Raw genomic sequence first — 14,773 nt, 5'->3', positions numbered from 1 at the left:
CATGGGACGACTGACCCCCATCAACTTCAAGAAGTGGATCGACGAGCACCGCCCGCTGCTCAAGCCGCCCGTCGGCAACCAGCAGGTGTGGGCGGACCGCGACTTCATGGTCACCGTCGTGGGCGGCCCCAACGCGCGCACGGACTTCCACGTCAACGAGGGCGAGGAGTTCTTCTACCAGTTGGAGGGAGACATCACCCTGCGCGTCATCGACGAGGGGCAGGTGCAGGACATCCCCATCCGCGAGGGGGAGATCTTCCTCTTGCCCCCCAAGGTGCCGCACTCGCCGCAGCGCCCCGCGGGCACGGTGGGGCTGGTGCTGGAGCGCCGCCGCCAGCCTCAGGAATTGGATTCCTTCCTGTGGCTGTGCCCGAAGTGCGGCGAGAAGCTCTATGAGGAGTCGCTGCACGTCACCAACCTGGTGACGCAGCTGCCGCCCGTCTTCGAGCACTTCTACGGCGACCCGGAGCACTGCACCTGCAAGCAGTGCGGCACGAAGGTGACACGGGGTGGTGCGCCCAAGTGAAGGTCGACATCCACACGCACCTCCTCCCCCCGGAGATGCCCCGCTTCGCCGAGCGCTTCGGCTACGGCGGCTTCATCACGCTGGACCACCACGCCCCCTGCCGCGCGCGGATGCTGCGGGATGACGGGAAGTTCTTCCGCGAAATCGAGAGCAACTGCTGGGACCCGAAGCAGCGCGTCGTGGAGTGCGACGCGCACGGCGTCCAGGTGCAGGTGCTGTCCACGGTGCCGGTGCTGTTCAGCTACTGGGCGAAGCCCGAGCACGGCCTGGAGGTGGCGCGCTTCCTCAACGACCACCTGGCCTCCGCGGTGGCCACGGCGCCCAGGCGCTTCGTGGGGCTGGGCACGGTGCCGCTCCAATCCACCGACCTCGCGGTCAAGGAATTGGAGCGCTGCGTGCGCACGCTGGGGTTCGCGGGCGTGCAGATTGGCAGCCACGTCAATGATTTGAACCTCTCCGACCCGGCCCTCTTCCCCTTCTTCCAGGCGGCGAGCGACCTGGGCGCCGCCGTCTTCGTGCACCCGTGGGACATGATGGGTGAGGCGAAGATGGCGAAGTACTGGCTGCCGTGGCTGGTGGGGATGCCGGCGGAGGTGTCGCTGGCCATCTGCTCGCTCATCTTCGGCGGGGTGATGGAGCGGCTGCCGAAGCTGCGGCTCGCGTTCGCGCACGGCGGCGGCGCGTTCCCCGGGACGATTGGCCGCATCCAGCACGGCTTCGAGGTGCGCCCGGACCTGGTGGCGGTGGACAACCCGGTGGCGCCGCGCGACTACCTGGGGCGCTTCTGGGTGGACTCGCTGGTGCATGACACGGAGGCGCTGCGCGCCATCGTGAAGTTGTTCGGCGCGGACAAGGTGGCGCTGGGCAGTGACTATCCCTTCCCGCTGGGCGAGGACCGGCCCGGCACGCTCATCGAATCCCTGACGGACCTGGAGCCAGCGGTGCGCGACCGGCTGCTCTCTCAGAATGCCCTGGAGTGGCTGGGGCGCACGCGCGAGGACTTCGCACCATGACGCCCCCTGTCTACGAGAGCAGCGACGCCTTCGTGCTCGGCCTGGATGCCCAGGACCCGCTGCGCCCCTTCCGCGACGAGTTCCTCCACGTCGCGAGCGCCTCTGGCGCCCCGGCCGTCTACCTGGCGGGCAACTCGCTGGGCATCCAGCCGCGCAAGGCGCGCAAGTACGTGCAGATGGAGATGGAGGACTGGGAGCGGCTGGGCGTGGAGGGCCACGTGCACGGCCGCCACCCGTGGCTGCCCTACCACGAGCTGCTCACCGACCAGGTGGCGCGGGTCGTGGGCGCGCAGCCGCTGGAAGTCGTGGTGATGAACACCCTGTCGGTGAACCTGCACCTGATGATGGTGTCGTTCTACCGACCCACGCGCGAGCGCTTCAAGATCCTGATTGAGGGCGGCGCCTTCCCGTCGGACCAGTACGCGGTGGCGTCGCAGGCGCGCTTCCACGGGTACGACCCGAAGGAGGCCATCATCCGGCTGGAGCCGCGCGAGGGCGAGGACACGCTGCGCCCCGAGGACATCCTCGAAGCGGTGGAGCGGCACGGCAAGGAGGTGGCGCTGGTGATGATGGGCAGCGTGAACTACCTCACCGGGCAGGCCTTTGATTTGCGCGCCATCACCCGCGTGGCGCACGCGCAGGGCTGCAAGGTGGGCTTCGACCTGGCGCACGGCGCGGGCAACCTGAAGCTGTCCCTGCACGACGACGGGCCGGACTTCGCGGTGTGGTGTTCGTACAAGTACCTCAACGGCGGGCCGGGCAGCCTGGGCGGCGTGTTCGTGCACGAGCGGCACGCGCGCTCGCCGGAGCTGCCGCGCTTCGAGGGCTGGTGGGGCCACAACAAGGCCACGCGCTTCGAGATGGGCCCCACGTTCGACCCGCTGCCGGGCGCGGAGGGCTGGCAGCTGTCCAACCCGCCCATCTTCCAGTTGGCGGCGCTGCGCGCGTCGCTGGAGCTGTTCGACAAGGCCACCATGGAGGCGCTGCGCGCGAAGAGCGAGAAGCTCACCGGGTTCATGGAGTTCCTGCTGGACCGGCTGCCCGCGGGCTTCGTCACCATCACCACGCCCAGGGACCCGAAGCAGCGCGGGGCGCAGCTGTCCCTGCGCTTCAAGGGCGAGCCCCGGCGCCTGCTGCAGCGGCTGTCCACGGCGGGAATCATCTGCGACTTCCGTGAGCCGGACATCATCCGCGCCGCGCCCGCGCCCCTCTACAACACCTACCTGGACGTCTTCCGCTTCGTGAAGGCGCTGGAGGCCCATGCCCTCGAATGAGTCGAAGCCGACGCTGACGGTGGTGGGAGCCGGGCTCGTGGGCTCGCTCCTGTCGCTGTACCTGGCCCGCCGGGGCCACACGGTGGAGGTGCTGGAGCGCCGTCCGGACATGCGCCGCGAGACGCTGGACGCGGGGCGCTCCATCAACCTGGCCATCTCCACGCGGGGCCTGCACGCGCTGCGGCAGGTGGGGCTGGAGGAGGAGGCGCTGAAGCACGCCATCCCCATGCGCGGCCGGGCCATCCACCCGGTGCAGGGGGCGCTGGCCTACCAGCCCTACGGCAAGGACGACTCGCAGCACATCAACTCGCTGTCGCGCGGCTGGTTGAACCGGTTCCTGATGACGCAGGCGGAAGAGACGGGCCGCGTGCGGATCCGCTTCCGCCAGCGCGTCACGCACGCGGACACGGCGGCGGGGACGCTGACGGTGGTGGACGAGGCCACGGGCGAGACGCGCCAGGTGCGGGACACGGTGGTGTTCGGCACGGACGGCTCCGGATCCGCGGTGCGGCAGGAGTTCCAGACGCACCCGGACTTCCACGTGACGCAGGAGACGCTGGGGCACGGCTACAAGGAGCTGACGATTCCGCCGGGCGAGGGTGGGCGCTTCCAGATGGAGAAGCACGCGCTGCACATCTGGCCGCGCGGCACGTTCATGCTCATCGCGCTGCCCAACGAGGACGGCAGCTTCACCTGCACGCTGTTCCTGCCGTGGGAGGGGCCGGTGAGCTTCGCGTCGCTCCAGACGCCCCAGGCGCTGGAGGCGTTCTTCCAGGAGCAGTTCCCGGACGCGCGGGCGCTCATCCCGAACCTGGTGGAGGAGTTCTTCTCCCGGCCCACCGGGCACATGGTGACGGTGAAGTGCGCGCCGTGGCGCGTGGGCGGGCGCACGCTGCTCCTGGGTGACGCGGCGCACGCGGTGGTGCCCTTCTACGGCCAGGGGATGAACTGCGGCTTCGAGGACTGCGTGGTGCTGGACTCGCTGCTGGAGTCTCGGCCGGACTGGGAGGAGGCCTTCGCCGCGTTCGAGGGGCTGCGCAAGACGAACGCGGACGCCATCGCGGACATGGCGGTGGAGAACTTCATCGAGATGCGCGACAGCACGGCGGATCCGCGCTTCCTGTTGGAGAAGGGCGTGGAGAAGGTGTTGCTCAACGCCTTCCCCGGCGAGTTCGTCAGCCGCTACACGCTGGTGAGCTTCAGCCGCGTGCCCTACCGGTTGGCGTACCAGGTGGGCACCATCGCGGGCGGCATCGTGACGGAGCTGGCGCAGGGGCTGAAGCGTCCGGAGGACGTGGACCTGGACGCGGCGGCGCGACTCATCCGGGGACGGCTGACCCCTTTCATGAAGGAGCACGCGGATGGATTTCGGGCTGAAGGGTAGGCGGGCGCTGGTGACGGGAGCGTCCTCCGGGCTGGGGCGCGCCATCGCGGAGACGCTGCTGAAGGAGCGCGCGACGGTGGCCATCTCCTCGCGCGGCGGGGACAAGCTCCAGAAGGCCGCGAAGGAGCTGGGCGCGGCGCTGGCGGTGCCGTGTGATTTGACGCAAGGAGGGACGGCGCGCGAGTTGGTGCGCGAGGTGACGCAGAAGCTGGGCGGCCTGGACGTGCTGGTGGTGAACGCCGGAGGGCCTCCGTCCGGCGGCTTCGAGGCCATCACCGGAGAGCAATGGCAGACGGGCTTCCAGAGCCTCTGGCTGTCCACGGTGGATGCGATTCAGGCGGCGCTGCCGGGCATGAAGGCGCAGGGCTGGGGCCGCATCGTGCTGGTGACGTCCACGGCCGCGCGCGAGGCGATGAACAACCTCACGGTGTCCAACGGCCTGCGCGCGGGCCTGCTGGGGCTGGTGAAGAGCCTGAGCAATGAAGTGGGGCCGTATGGCATCACGGTGAACGCGGCGCTGCCGGGCTACCACGCGACGGACCGGATGAAGGACCTGGGGCTGTCCGACGAGAAGGTGGCGCCGAACATCCCCGCGCGCCGGCTGGGCAGGCCGGAGGAGTTCGCCGCGCTGGTGACGTTCCTCGCGTCGGAGCCGGCCGCGTATATCAATGGACAGTCCATCGCCTGTGACGGTGGAGCCCTGCGCGGGTTCTGAGGTGTCGTGGGTGGCTTCCCGGGGGGGAAGCCATGGACGCGACGGTACGGGCGGTAGGCCTGGGGTTGCTGTGCTGGATGACAGGGTGTGCGACAGGGACGGGCACGGTGGTGGAGGGCAGCCTCCAGCCGCGCCACTTCCGGTTCGTCACCGTGGTGGAGAAGACCGAACCTGGAGCTGGCGGTTGGCAGGCTGCCTGCGTCCGGGTGCCACTCCGGCGCGATACCGGTGAGGTCTTCCTGTGCGAGCTTGGCATCGGAATGCCCATTGAGAACGGAGACATAGGGCCGATTCCCGTGCCACTTGCCCAACGCATCTCAGCGGATTGCGCGAACCTGGCGGCCCAGACGGTGTTCAGTGCAGCCACACCTGTGACTGCATTGGGCCTTGCCTGTGAGGACTTCAGGAACACCTTCACGCTTGCGCTCTCCAAGGCCATCATCGGCTCACGAGTGAGCAAGACGTGCCGAAGCGGGACCACTCCCGTCGAGCCCAGGTTCCAGCAGCCATGACACCCTCCGCCGAAGAGTTGCTCGCCATCGCGCGGCGTTACTGGCGCGAAGACAAGCTCTACGACTTCCGGCTTGACCACAGCCCTGAGTTCGACCGGCTCGAAGCACTCTGGAATGAGAAGCTCAAGGAGATCGACCGCTGGTGGGCCCTGCTCGGGGATCTCAGGAAGGAACTTCCCGGCTACTCCATCGGGGATGGTACGGCGCCGGTAAATGGCTGTTACGGCGCGCTCGTCTATCCTCCGCGAGAGAAGGCTCTACAACGTCCCCAGATTTGTTGGGTGGTCGTCGGCTACCTCAGCATCCTGGCTCCCGTCTACACGGTGTACTGCGTCCGACGGGAGTTCCTGGGCAAGCAATTCCGTGGCGCCAAGGCGTTCCTGGGTCCTGCACCGCTGGAACTGCGGGACATCGCCGAGGTCGTCGCCCAGCGCATCGAGGCGAACTACGGGGCCACCGCACTTCCCCTCGAAATCGCCCAGACTCCCGTGCCCCTCTACGTCCACTTCATGGAGCCCCCCCGCACCACGCTCTTCCACGCCCTCTTCTCTTCCGAACCCGAGAACGTTGCCTGACAGCCCAGAGGTGCGACGGAGGCCCGCTTCCAACATCACGGGCCCCCGCACGCGGGAGCTTCTCAGCCGTCCTTGACGACGTCGCCCACGCGCGACTCCGCCATCGCGGTGACGCTGGCCGTCGTGAACTTCGGCGCGAAGTGCGTGAGCAGCGTCTCCAGGAAGCGCCCGTGGTACGCGGCGTAGGCCTCCGTCGTGATGGCCTTGCCCTTCACCGCGATGATGGTGAACACCACGCCAGCCCCCGGCACCGTCGTGGGGCGGAACCAGGCCTGGTTCTCCAGCGGCGCCGCCGCGGCCGTCACGTCGCCCTCGGCGTCGTAGCGCCAGCCCGCCACCTTCTTGGAATCCACCGCGCCCTTGATTCCGTCAATCAAGCCCTGCGGGTCCGTCGTCGTCACGAAGATCGCCATGAGTGCGTGCTCCTTGGATAGGTGTCCGAAACCTTCAACCCGCTCCCCCCAAACTTCCAGTTCCTGGAAGCGGGCCCCGTCCACCCGTTCGACGCAGTGGGTCGGGACTTCTCCGAACTAACAGAGAAGGCTGACTGATTGTAGCTGGTGGATTTCTCAGGTTTTGCGACAAAGTGCGCCGCCTTCGCCGGGAGGGGCATCTCGTGTCCAGACGTCACCGTGTCATCCGTGGGCTGTGGCTCGCGGCGCTGTTGTGGGGAACCGGGGCCATGGCCCAGGGCAACTCGGTCATCACCGGGACGCTCCAGAGCGCTGAAGACAAGCGCCCGCTGGAGGATGTCGTCGTCACCGCCACCTCGCCCCAGTTGCAGGGTGAGCGCACGGTCGTCACCGACAAGAGCGGTCTGTACCGCATCCCCCAGCTGCCGCCCGGCACGTACACGCTGCGCATGGAAGGCCAGGGCTTCCACCCCTTCACGCGCACGGACATCCTGCTGCGCAACGACCGCACCATCCGCTTCAACGCGGAGCTGGTGCCGGACGCGATGAACATCAACGTGGAAGTGGTGGGCACGCCGCCCAGCGTGGACGTGGGCTCCAGCGCCGCGGGCGTCACCGTGGACCAGGACTTCATCCGCAACATCGCCGTCATCCGCCCCGGCACCAAGGGCTCCGCGTCCCGCTCGTTTGAAGGCCTGGCGGAGCTGGCCCCCGGCGCCACCGAGGACCGCTACGGCGTGAGCATCAGCGGCAGCTCCTCCCCGGAGAGCCAGTACGTCGTGGACGGCCTGTCCGTGAACGACCCGGGCGTGGGCACGCTGGGCACGCCCCTGTCGGTGGAGTTCGTCAAGGAGGTCAACATCATCACCGGCGGCTACATGCCCGAGTACGGCCGCTCCACCGGCGGCGTGCTCAACGTCCTCACCAAGTCCGGCTCCAACGAGTTCCACGGCTCCGTGTTCGCCAACATGGCGCCCGGCGCCCTGCAGACCTCCGGCCGCGAGGTGCTCCGCGAGGGCAGCGTCATCTCCGCGCAGGGCAGCGCCCACAACCTGGGCGACTTCGGCTTCGACCTGGGCGGCCCCATCCTCCAGGACAAGCTCTGGTTCTACGTGGGCGTCGCGCCGTCCTTCAATCGCATCCAGGTGGACCGCCAGCTGTCCACCTTCGAAATCTGCACGGAGAAGGACGACAACGGCTGCTCCGCCGTGGGCGCGCGCCGCAAGGACCTCACCACCGGCTTCTCCCGGGCGACGCCCATCGAGGGCACCCAGGTGAGCCGCTTCGCCGACGAGCGCAGCCTGCAGTACCTGGGCAAGCTCACCTACAACTTCAACCCCGACCACAGCCTCGCGGTCTCCGTCTTCGGCACGCCACGCTCCTCCGGTGGCACCAACAAGTACGCCTTCAGCGACGACGGCGAGCCGGAGGTGTGCTCCAGCCTGTCCTGCACCGGCTTCGTGCAGGGCGCCTATGAGGCCATCGCCACGCGGCGTGAGAACAGCGCGCTGGACCTGGTGGCGAAGCAGTCCTCGTCCTTCTTCGAGAAGAAGCTGCTCGTGGACGCGACGCTCGGCTGGCACCACCAGGCCGACTCCACCCTCCCCTCGGACGGCTCCGGCCTGAGCTCCGGGGAGGGCCTGTCCGCGCGCTCCAACGTCCTGTGGCGCCGCAACCGCAACCCCGGCCCCCACACCATCAACGAGTTCGAGACCCTGCCGAACGCCGATGCCTGCGGCACCACGCCCGCCGAGCAGGCCCTGCGCTGCCCCGTCACCGCGTATACGACCGGCGGCCCCGGCACCATCAGCATCCAGCGCCTGGACCGCGTGCAGGGCAAGGTGATGGGCACCTACCTGCTGGAGGCCCTGGGGCACCACATCTTCAAGGTCGGCGCGGACATCGAGCGCATGAGCTTCTACAACAACCGCGCGCGCACCGGCCTCGCGCCCCTGCAGGAGTGCACCGGCGGCGACTGCTTCACCAGCCCCAACCAGTACGGCTACCTGGAGGCCCCGGACCGGCCGGTGTTCCTCGCGAGCAAGGAGGGCACCTCCACGTCCACCACCGTGGGCGGCTTCATCCAGGACAGCTGGTCCGTGCTCGACAAGGTCACCATCAACGCGGGCCTGCGCTACGACGTGCAGACGCTGTACGGCCTGGACGGCGAAGTCGGCCTGCACCTGCCCAACCAGTGGTCCCCGCGCCTGGGCGTCATCTACGACCCGACGCAGGCGGGCCGCGCCAAGCTGTTCGCCAACTACGCGCGCTTCTTCGAGAACGTCCCCCTGGACATGGCGGACCTGTCCTTCCCGCAGCAGCAGCTCCTGTCCGCGACCTACAACACGCCCCCGTGCACCCCGTCGCGCGAGGGCTCGCTGCTCACCGAATGCGACCTGGAGGCAAACCGCCGGGCCATTGGCAGCCGCGAGAGCCCCAACCAGCTCTGGGACGCGCAGGGCGGTGATCGCGTGCCGGTGGACCCCAAGATTCGCGCCCAGTCCGCGGACGAGTTCGTGCTGGGCGGCGAGTATGAATTGCTGGTCGCGAGCCGCGTGGGCGTCACGTACACCCGGCGCTACCTCAACGACGTCATCGAGGACATGAGCCGCGACGACGGCAGCACCTTCTTCCTGGGCAACCCGGGCAAGGGCTACTCGGAGGACTTCCCGCTGGCGAAGCGCGAGTACGACGCGGTGAACGTCTACTTCCAGCGGGCCTTCACCGACGGGTGGCTCGCCCAGGCCAGCTACACCTGGTCCAACCTGCGCGGGAACTACTCCGGCCTGTTCCGCGCGGACACCGGGCAGCTGTCCCCCAACCTCACGCGCGACTTCGACCTGCTGACGCTCACCGTCAACCGCGAGGGCCAGCTCCCCGGCGACCGCACGCACTCCTTCAAGGCGTTTGGCGCGAAGGAGTTCGTCATCGGGCCGCGCACCAGCGTCAACGTGGGCGGCAACTACCGGGCGCGCTCGGGCGCCCCCATCAACTACCTGGGCGCCAACCCGCGCCGCAGCGGTTCGGAGACGTTCATCCTGCCGCGCGGCAGCGCCGGCCGGCTGCCCTGGGTGCACGGCGTGGACGGCCACGTGGGCCTCAACCAGCGGCTGGTGAAGGACTCCGTGCTCACGGTGTCGCTGGACGTCTTCAACCTCTTCAACTTCCAGCAGTACACGGAAGTGGACCAGACCTTCACCACCTCGCGCGTGTTCGCCATCGAGCAGGGCGGAACGCCGGCCAACCTGAGCGCGTGCCTGGATGCACTCAGCAAGGACTGCAAGGTCATCTCCACGACCACGAACGAGCGCATCACCCAGCAGGAAATCAACCCCAACTTCAAGCGGCCCATCGCCTACCAGGCACCGCGCGCCATCCGTCTGGGCGCGAAGCTGAGCTTCTAGGCCCCGGCCCGCACCCAGAGGACACCCACGATGAAACTTCGATGGATGGCAATCAGTGGAGGCCTGGCGGCCGCGGTCGTCACCGCCGGGGCGTGTGGCAGCGAACCGGAGCCCGTGTGCGTGGTGGCGCGCGCCGTGTCGGACAACTCCACCGGCTCGTTCGCCACGACGTACCAGCTCAAGCAGGGACAGAACCCGGACCGGGCCTGCGCCCGGCTCAAGCCGGAGGCCCTCGGCCTGCAGAAGTACTTCAGCCAGGCCCCGGAGGCCCCCGACACGGTGGGCGTGCGCAGCACGCGGCTGGGCCAGTTGTTGAGGGACTTCGCGAAGCGGCTTCCGGCGGGGGCCGCGGACACGGCCACGGCGGTGGGGCCCTTCACGTCGGAGACGCCGGCGGAGGACCACTTCTGCACGGTGCAGGAGCTGTCGCCCACGCGGCTGGTGGTGCCCGAAGCCACCGCGCCCGACGGCGGCGTGCTGCCCGCGCAGGACTTCGGCTACACGTGGAGCAACCTGCGCATCTACAACACGCCGGAGATTCCAGGCACGCAGTTCACGTCGGACCTCACCTACACGGAGAACGGCTGCACCGCCGAGTACAGCGTGAAGGGCATCTGGCCGGTGGTGTCGTGCCGGGGCGCGGACGCCGGGCTGGACGAGACGCGGTGCGACCCCTACGCGGACCTGGACGCCGGACGGCTGCGCGGCTCCGGCATCAACCCGCTGTTCCCCGTGAAGTGCGACCCGGACACGCTCATCTGCGTGCTCACGGGTGAGGTGCCGTCGGCGCCGTGAAGCCCGGGCTTCCGGGGCGCAGCGCGGCGGGCAGGTCCCGGAAGTCCTTCACCAGCCAGTCCGGCTGTTCGCGCACCAGGACGTCGTGCGGGAACGAGGTGGCGACGGCGACACACGCCGCGCCCGCGGCCCGCGCGGCCCTCAGGCCCGCCACCGCGTCCTCGAACACCACGCACCCCGACGGCGCCACGCCCAGCGCGGAGGCCGCCTTCAGGTACACCTCCGGGTGCGGCTTGCCCTGGACGACATCCGTGGACGTCACGCGCACGGGGAACAGGTCCTCCAGCCCCACGCGCTCCAGGGCCAGCTCCGCGTTGTCCGCCAGCGCGCTCGTACCCAGCGCCCAGGGCACGCCGGCCTCCCGCAGGGAGCGCAGGTAGGCGCCCACGCCCGGGACGGCGGACACCGGCTCGCTCACGAGCACCCGGTGGAAGGCCATCTCCCGGTCGTACGTCAGCGCCTCCACCTCCTCGTCGCTCAGCAGCGCGCCGAACCACGCGCGCAGCGTCTCCCCCGCCCGCCGCCCGTTGGTGGCGAGCAGCTCCTCCCGCGTGGGCACGTAGCCCCGCTCCCGGGCGAACGCCTCCCAGACGCGGTAGTGCAGCTCGGTCGTGTCGATGACCACGCCGTCCAGGTCGAAGAGGACGGCGTCGAAGGGAGCGATGTTCGAGGTCGATGAAGACATGGAGGCTCGCGCTTTCTCGAAGATCCACACGGCAAAGTTTCACACGGCAGGTACTTCAACCCTATTCACGGGGCAGGCCCGGGGCGCGGCATTCGCCCCCACGGGAGACGCCCGGCGTGCGGGCAGCCGGGCGGATGGCCCACGGGCACCCCCCCTGAAAAGCGCTGTTCCGAGTGAAGTGGGGGTCGCGGGGCCTGCCTGGCCGGTCCAGTACCGGCCGGCCCGTTGTAGGCTTCCCCGGAGGTCCATGCCGCCCCCCAAGAACCCCGCCGAATTCTCCACGACCGCCGTCCGCACGCACGGCTCGGCCCCGCAGGCCGCCCACCCCGTGCCCGCGCTGACGCTCATCGGGCACGCCCAGCCCCAGCGCATCGGGGAGCGGCTGTTGCTCACCGGGCTGCTGTCGGCCGAGCGCTCCGTTTCGCTGTCGCGCAACGCCCCGGACTTCAGCCGTCCCGGCGGCGTGCTGTCACTGCCGCTGGGGGATCCGTTCCTCAGCCGCACCCCGGTGCGCTTCGAGCCCGGGCCGCGCGGCGGGGTGCGCCTGCTCGTGCCGGAGGACGGGACGCCGGTGCTGGTGGGCGGCGAGCCGGTGAAGGGCGGGCGCGAGTTCCCCGCCGAGGCCCTGGTGGCGGGCGTGCCGCTGGTGCTCGCCGGGCGGGTGGCGCTGCTGCTGCACCGGGCCTCGTCCCGCGCCCCCGCGCCCGCCGCGGGAGACCTCGCGGCGCTGGGCATGGTGGGGGACAGCGAGGGCATCCTCCGCGTGCGCGAGGACGTGCTGCGCGTCGCCGACCTCCAGGTGCCCGTGCTGGTGCGGGGCGAGACGGGCACGGGCAAGGAGCTGGTGGCCCGGGCGCTCCACGCGCAGGGCCCCCGCCGCGCCGGCCCCTTCGTCAGCGTCAACCTGGGCGCCCTGTCCAGGGACCTCATCGCCGCGGAGCTGTTCGGCGCCCTGCGCGGCGCGTTCACCGGCGCCACGCGCGACCGCGAGGGCTTCTTCCGCGCCGCTCACGGCGGCACCCTCTTCCTGGACGAGGTGGCGGAGGCGCCCCCGGAGGTCCAGGCGGCGCTGTTGCGCGTGCTGGAGACGGGCGAGGTGTATCCGGTGGGCGGGCACGCGCCCGTGCGCGTCGACGTGCGGCTCGTCACCGCCACGGACGCGGACCTGGAGGCGCGCATCCGCGACGGCCGCTTCAAGGCCCCGCTGCTGCACCGGCTGGCGGGCTTTGAAATCGCGGTGCCGCCGCTGCGCGAGCGGCGCGAGGACATCGCGTCGCTGTTCCTCCACTTCGCCCGCCAGGAGCTGGAGAGCACCGGCGAGGCCGGGCGCCTGACGTCCGAGGACGCGCGCGCCGACCCGTGGCTCCCCGCCGCGCTCGCCGTGCGTCTGGTGCGCTTCGCGTGGCCCGGCAACGTGCGCCAGCTGCGCAACGTGGCGCGGCAGCTCGTCATCGGCAGCCGGGGCCTGCCCGGGCTGCGCGTGGACGCCCGGCTGGAGCAGACGCTGGACGCGGACGCCCTGCCCCTGCCCGGCCAGCCCCTGGCCCTGGAGGCGCCCTCCCCTTCCGACAGCGCCCCCGAGGCCGCGCGCGTGTCCGTGCGGCGCAAGCCCGCGGACGTGAGCGAGCAGGAGGTGCTGGAGGCCCTGCGCGCGTGCGCGTGGGACCTCAAGGCCACCGCGGACTGGCTGGGCATCCCGCGCTCCTCCGTGTACGTGCTCATCGACAAGAGCTCGCTCTTGCGCACCGCGCGCGACCTGAGCCCGGAGGAGATCACCCGCTGCTTCCATGAGTGCGAGGGGGACCTGGACCGGATGGTGCAGAAGCTGGAGGTCTCCCGCCGCGCGCTCCAGCGCCGCGTGCGCGAGCTGGGGCTGGAGGGCACCTGAGCTGACACGTCAGGCGCGGGCCGTGACACGCCACGGACGTGTCCGGGCCTCCGCGACAGGGGGACTCCGACTGGAATCTTCCGAGCGTGGCCGCAAAAGCCTGCGCGCTGGTACGTGGGCTGCAATGCTGGGGGGCCTATGCCCAACAACATCACCGTCGACCTTTCCACGACCCCCGTCAGCTACGACCCCGGCCCCGAAGTGAAGCATGGGGACACGGTGGTCTTCTCCATGGGCAGCCTCCCCATCGCTTTCAACGCCACCGTGACGTTCACCCACGGGAGCTGCCTCACCACGTCGGGCCCGTACCAGTTGGGCGGCGGCACCATCGCCGCGACGGCGCCGCTGACCGTCTCCAACTCGGCGGAGAAGCGGCCCTACCCCTTCGACGTGGTCATCACCGGCGACCCGAAGGAGCGCAAGGTCGGACCGGGAGAGCATGACCGCAAGAACGGCGGCATCGACGTGACGAGCGACCCGCCGGAACGCCGGTAGTCCCGCGGGGCCCCCTTCAGGGCCCCTGTGCCTCGGCCGCGCGCTCCAGCACCGGAGCGCGCGGTCCGGCGCGAAGTCGCAACAGCTCCTCCCGCACCGCGCGCGCCCGTGCCCACCGGGGACGGGCCGCCACCACCGCCTCCACCAGCTCCAGCCCGCGCGTCACCCCGGCCGTCGCGTCCTCGCCTTCGCCCTGCCGCCACCGGGCCCACGCGCCGTGGAAGTCCGCCGCCGCGAGCCGGTACTCCAGCCTCGAATCCCTCTGGAGCGCCTCCTCGAAGGCCTGCGCCGCGCGCGTGAAGTCGCCTGCCGCCGCGCCGTGGCCACGCGCCATCCAGCGGGCCCGCACGCTCCCGGCCTCCGCCAGGTAGCGCCACGCATTGCCCAGGCGCGGGTTGAGCTGGCGCGCCCGGTTCAATGCCGCTTCCGCCCGCGACAGGTCCTGGCCAGGGTCCTTCCCCCGCGACAGCGTCCACGTCGCCTGGTGCACCCACGCCTTGCCCAGGTTCGCGAGGAAGTCCGCGTCGTCCGGCAGCCATTGCAGTGCCTGCGCGTAGTGCTCCACCGCGGCGCGCAGCGCGGCGCTGGGGTCCTGCCCCTTCGCGAGCTGGAGCTCGGCGCGGAACACCTCCCACTCGCCCAGGTTGTTGAAGGCGAAGCCCTGCGTGGGCGCCAGCGTGCGGGCCTGTTCGAAGGACGCTTTCGCCTGCGCCAGCAGCGCGTCCGTGTCGCCGCCTTCTTCCGCGCGCAGCTCCGCCTGCCAGAACAGCGCGGAGCCCAGGGCGTTGTGCAGCGCGGGCTGCTTCGCGTTGAGGGCCAGCCCCTGCCGGTACAGCGCCAGGGCCCGCTCCAGGTCCACGCTCACGTCCTCGCCCCGGACGTGGTGGGCGCGCGCGAGCTGCTCGGCCACCTCCGCGCCGTTGAAGCACGCGCTGAAGTTGTCCGGGTTGAGGGACAGGGCGCGGTTGAGCGCGCTGTTCGCCTTGCGCAGGTCCCCCGCCGCGTCGGGCGCGTTCGCCGCGTCCGCCCGCTTGCGGTACGCCACGCCCAGGTTGATCCACGTGTACGGCTCCTGCTCGCTCAGCCGCAGCGCC

The 14,773-nt window shown here is 70.3% G+C and carries 13 protein-coding genes and 1 pseudogene; 11 read left to right on the top strand and 3 right to left on the bottom strand.

Annotation, left to right across the window (positions count from 1 at the left end):
- The first annotated feature begins 1 nt into the window (after position 1).
- The 7 genes from nbaC to D7X12_RS04985 are packed head-to-tail and all read left to right on the top strand — an operon-like array spanning position 2 to position 5,999.
- On the top strand, positions 2–526 hold the full coding sequence (gene nbaC, locus D7X12_RS05015) for a 3-hydroxyanthranilate 3,4-dioxygenase (RefSeq protein WP_120624126.1): 525 nt from the start codon (positions 2–4) through the stop codon (positions 524–526).
- The gene (locus D7X12_RS05010) at positions 523–1,539 is read left to right on the top strand and encodes an amidohydrolase family protein (RefSeq protein ID WP_120624125.1); all 1,017 of its coding nucleotides are present in this window, start codon (positions 523–525) and stop codon (positions 1,537–1,539) included. Before nbaC ends, D7X12_RS05010 begins: the two co-directional genes overlap by 4 nt.
- A complete protein-coding gene (gene kynU, locus D7X12_RS05005) occupies positions 1,536–2,813 on the top strand; it encodes a kynureninase (protein ID WP_120624124.1) in 1,278 nt (425 codons plus the stop codon). The genes D7X12_RS05010 and kynU overlap by 4 nt, the downstream gene beginning before the upstream one ends.
- Positions 2,800–4,197, top strand: a complete 1,398-nt coding sequence (locus D7X12_RS05000; protein WP_120624123.1) for an FAD-dependent oxidoreductase — start codon at positions 2,800–2,802, stop codon at positions 4,195–4,197. Before kynU ends, D7X12_RS05000 begins: the two co-directional genes overlap by 14 nt.
- Positions 4,175–4,912: an SDR family oxidoreductase gene (locus tag D7X12_RS04995; protein ID WP_120624122.1), complete on the top strand. Its 738-nt coding sequence runs from the start codon at positions 4,175–4,177 to the stop codon at positions 4,910–4,912. Before D7X12_RS05000 ends, D7X12_RS04995 begins: the two co-directional genes overlap by 23 nt.
- A gap of 32 nt (positions 4,913–4,944) precedes the next feature.
- Positions 4,945–5,424, top strand: coding sequence for a hypothetical protein (locus tag D7X12_RS04990; protein WP_120624121.1), 480 nt, complete (start codon positions 4,945–4,947; stop codon positions 5,422–5,424).
- Positions 5,421–5,999, top strand: a complete 579-nt coding sequence (locus D7X12_RS04985) for a hypothetical protein (protein WP_120624120.1) — start codon at positions 5,421–5,423, stop codon at positions 5,997–5,999. Before D7X12_RS04990 ends, D7X12_RS04985 begins: the two co-directional genes overlap by 4 nt.
- Positions 6,000–6,061: 62 nt before the next feature.
- On the opposite strand, the gene D7X12_RS04980 is transcribed toward D7X12_RS04985, so the two are convergent.
- Positions 6,062–6,412 carry a hypothetical protein gene (locus D7X12_RS04980; RefSeq protein WP_120624119.1) on the bottom strand — a complete coding sequence of 117 codons (351 nt, stop codon included), beginning with the start codon at positions 6,410–6,412 and terminating at the stop codon, positions 6,062–6,064.
- Positions 6,413–6,615: 203 nt separating this feature from the next.
- On the opposite strand from D7X12_RS04980, the gene D7X12_RS04975 reads away from it, so the two are divergent.
- Together D7X12_RS04975 and D7X12_RS04970 are read left to right on the top strand one after the other, a co-directional pair.
- Positions 6,616–9,816, top strand: a complete 3,201-nt coding sequence (locus D7X12_RS04975; protein ID WP_120624118.1) for a TonB-dependent receptor domain-containing protein — start codon at positions 6,616–6,618, stop codon at positions 9,814–9,816.
- Positions 9,817–9,861: 45 nt separating this feature from the next.
- Positions 9,862–10,611, top strand: a complete 750-nt coding sequence (locus tag D7X12_RS04970; RefSeq protein WP_244224352.1) for a hypothetical protein — start codon at positions 9,862–9,864, stop codon at positions 10,609–10,611.
- Here the strand turns inward: D7X12_RS04970 and D7X12_RS04965 are convergent.
- Positions 10,583–11,296: an HAD family hydrolase gene (locus tag D7X12_RS04965; protein ID WP_120624147.1), complete on the bottom strand. Its 714-nt coding sequence runs from the start codon at positions 11,294–11,296 to the stop codon at positions 10,583–10,585. The two genes, D7X12_RS04970 and D7X12_RS04965, sit on opposite strands and share 29 nt — an antisense overlap.
- A 247-nt stretch (positions 11,297–11,543) precedes the next feature.
- Here D7X12_RS04965 and D7X12_RS04960 point away from each other — a divergent pair, with 247 nt between their 5' ends.
- A complete protein-coding gene (locus D7X12_RS04960; RefSeq protein WP_120624116.1) occupies positions 11,544–13,184 on the top strand; it encodes a sigma 54-interacting transcriptional regulator in 1,641 nt (546 codons plus the stop codon).
- Positions 13,185–13,322: 138 nt separating this feature from the next.
- A complete protein-coding gene (locus D7X12_RS04955) occupies positions 13,323–13,679 on the top strand; it encodes a hypothetical protein (protein WP_120624115.1) in 357 nt (118 codons plus the stop codon).
- Positions 13,680–13,695: 16 nt separating this feature from the next.
- On the opposite strand, the pseudogene D7X12_RS04950 reads toward D7X12_RS04955, so the two are convergent.
- Positions 13,696–14,773 (bottom strand): annotated as a pseudogene (locus D7X12_RS04950) (serine/threonine protein kinase); the annotation flags it as partial.

This window comes from Corallococcus sicarius (assembly GCF_003611735.1).
Classification (GTDB): domain Bacteria; phylum Myxococcota; class Myxococcia; order Myxococcales; family Myxococcaceae; genus Corallococcus; species Corallococcus sicarius.
The sequence above is the reverse complement of the archived record's forward strand: the minus strand, read 5'-3'. Positions and strand labels throughout refer to the sequence as shown.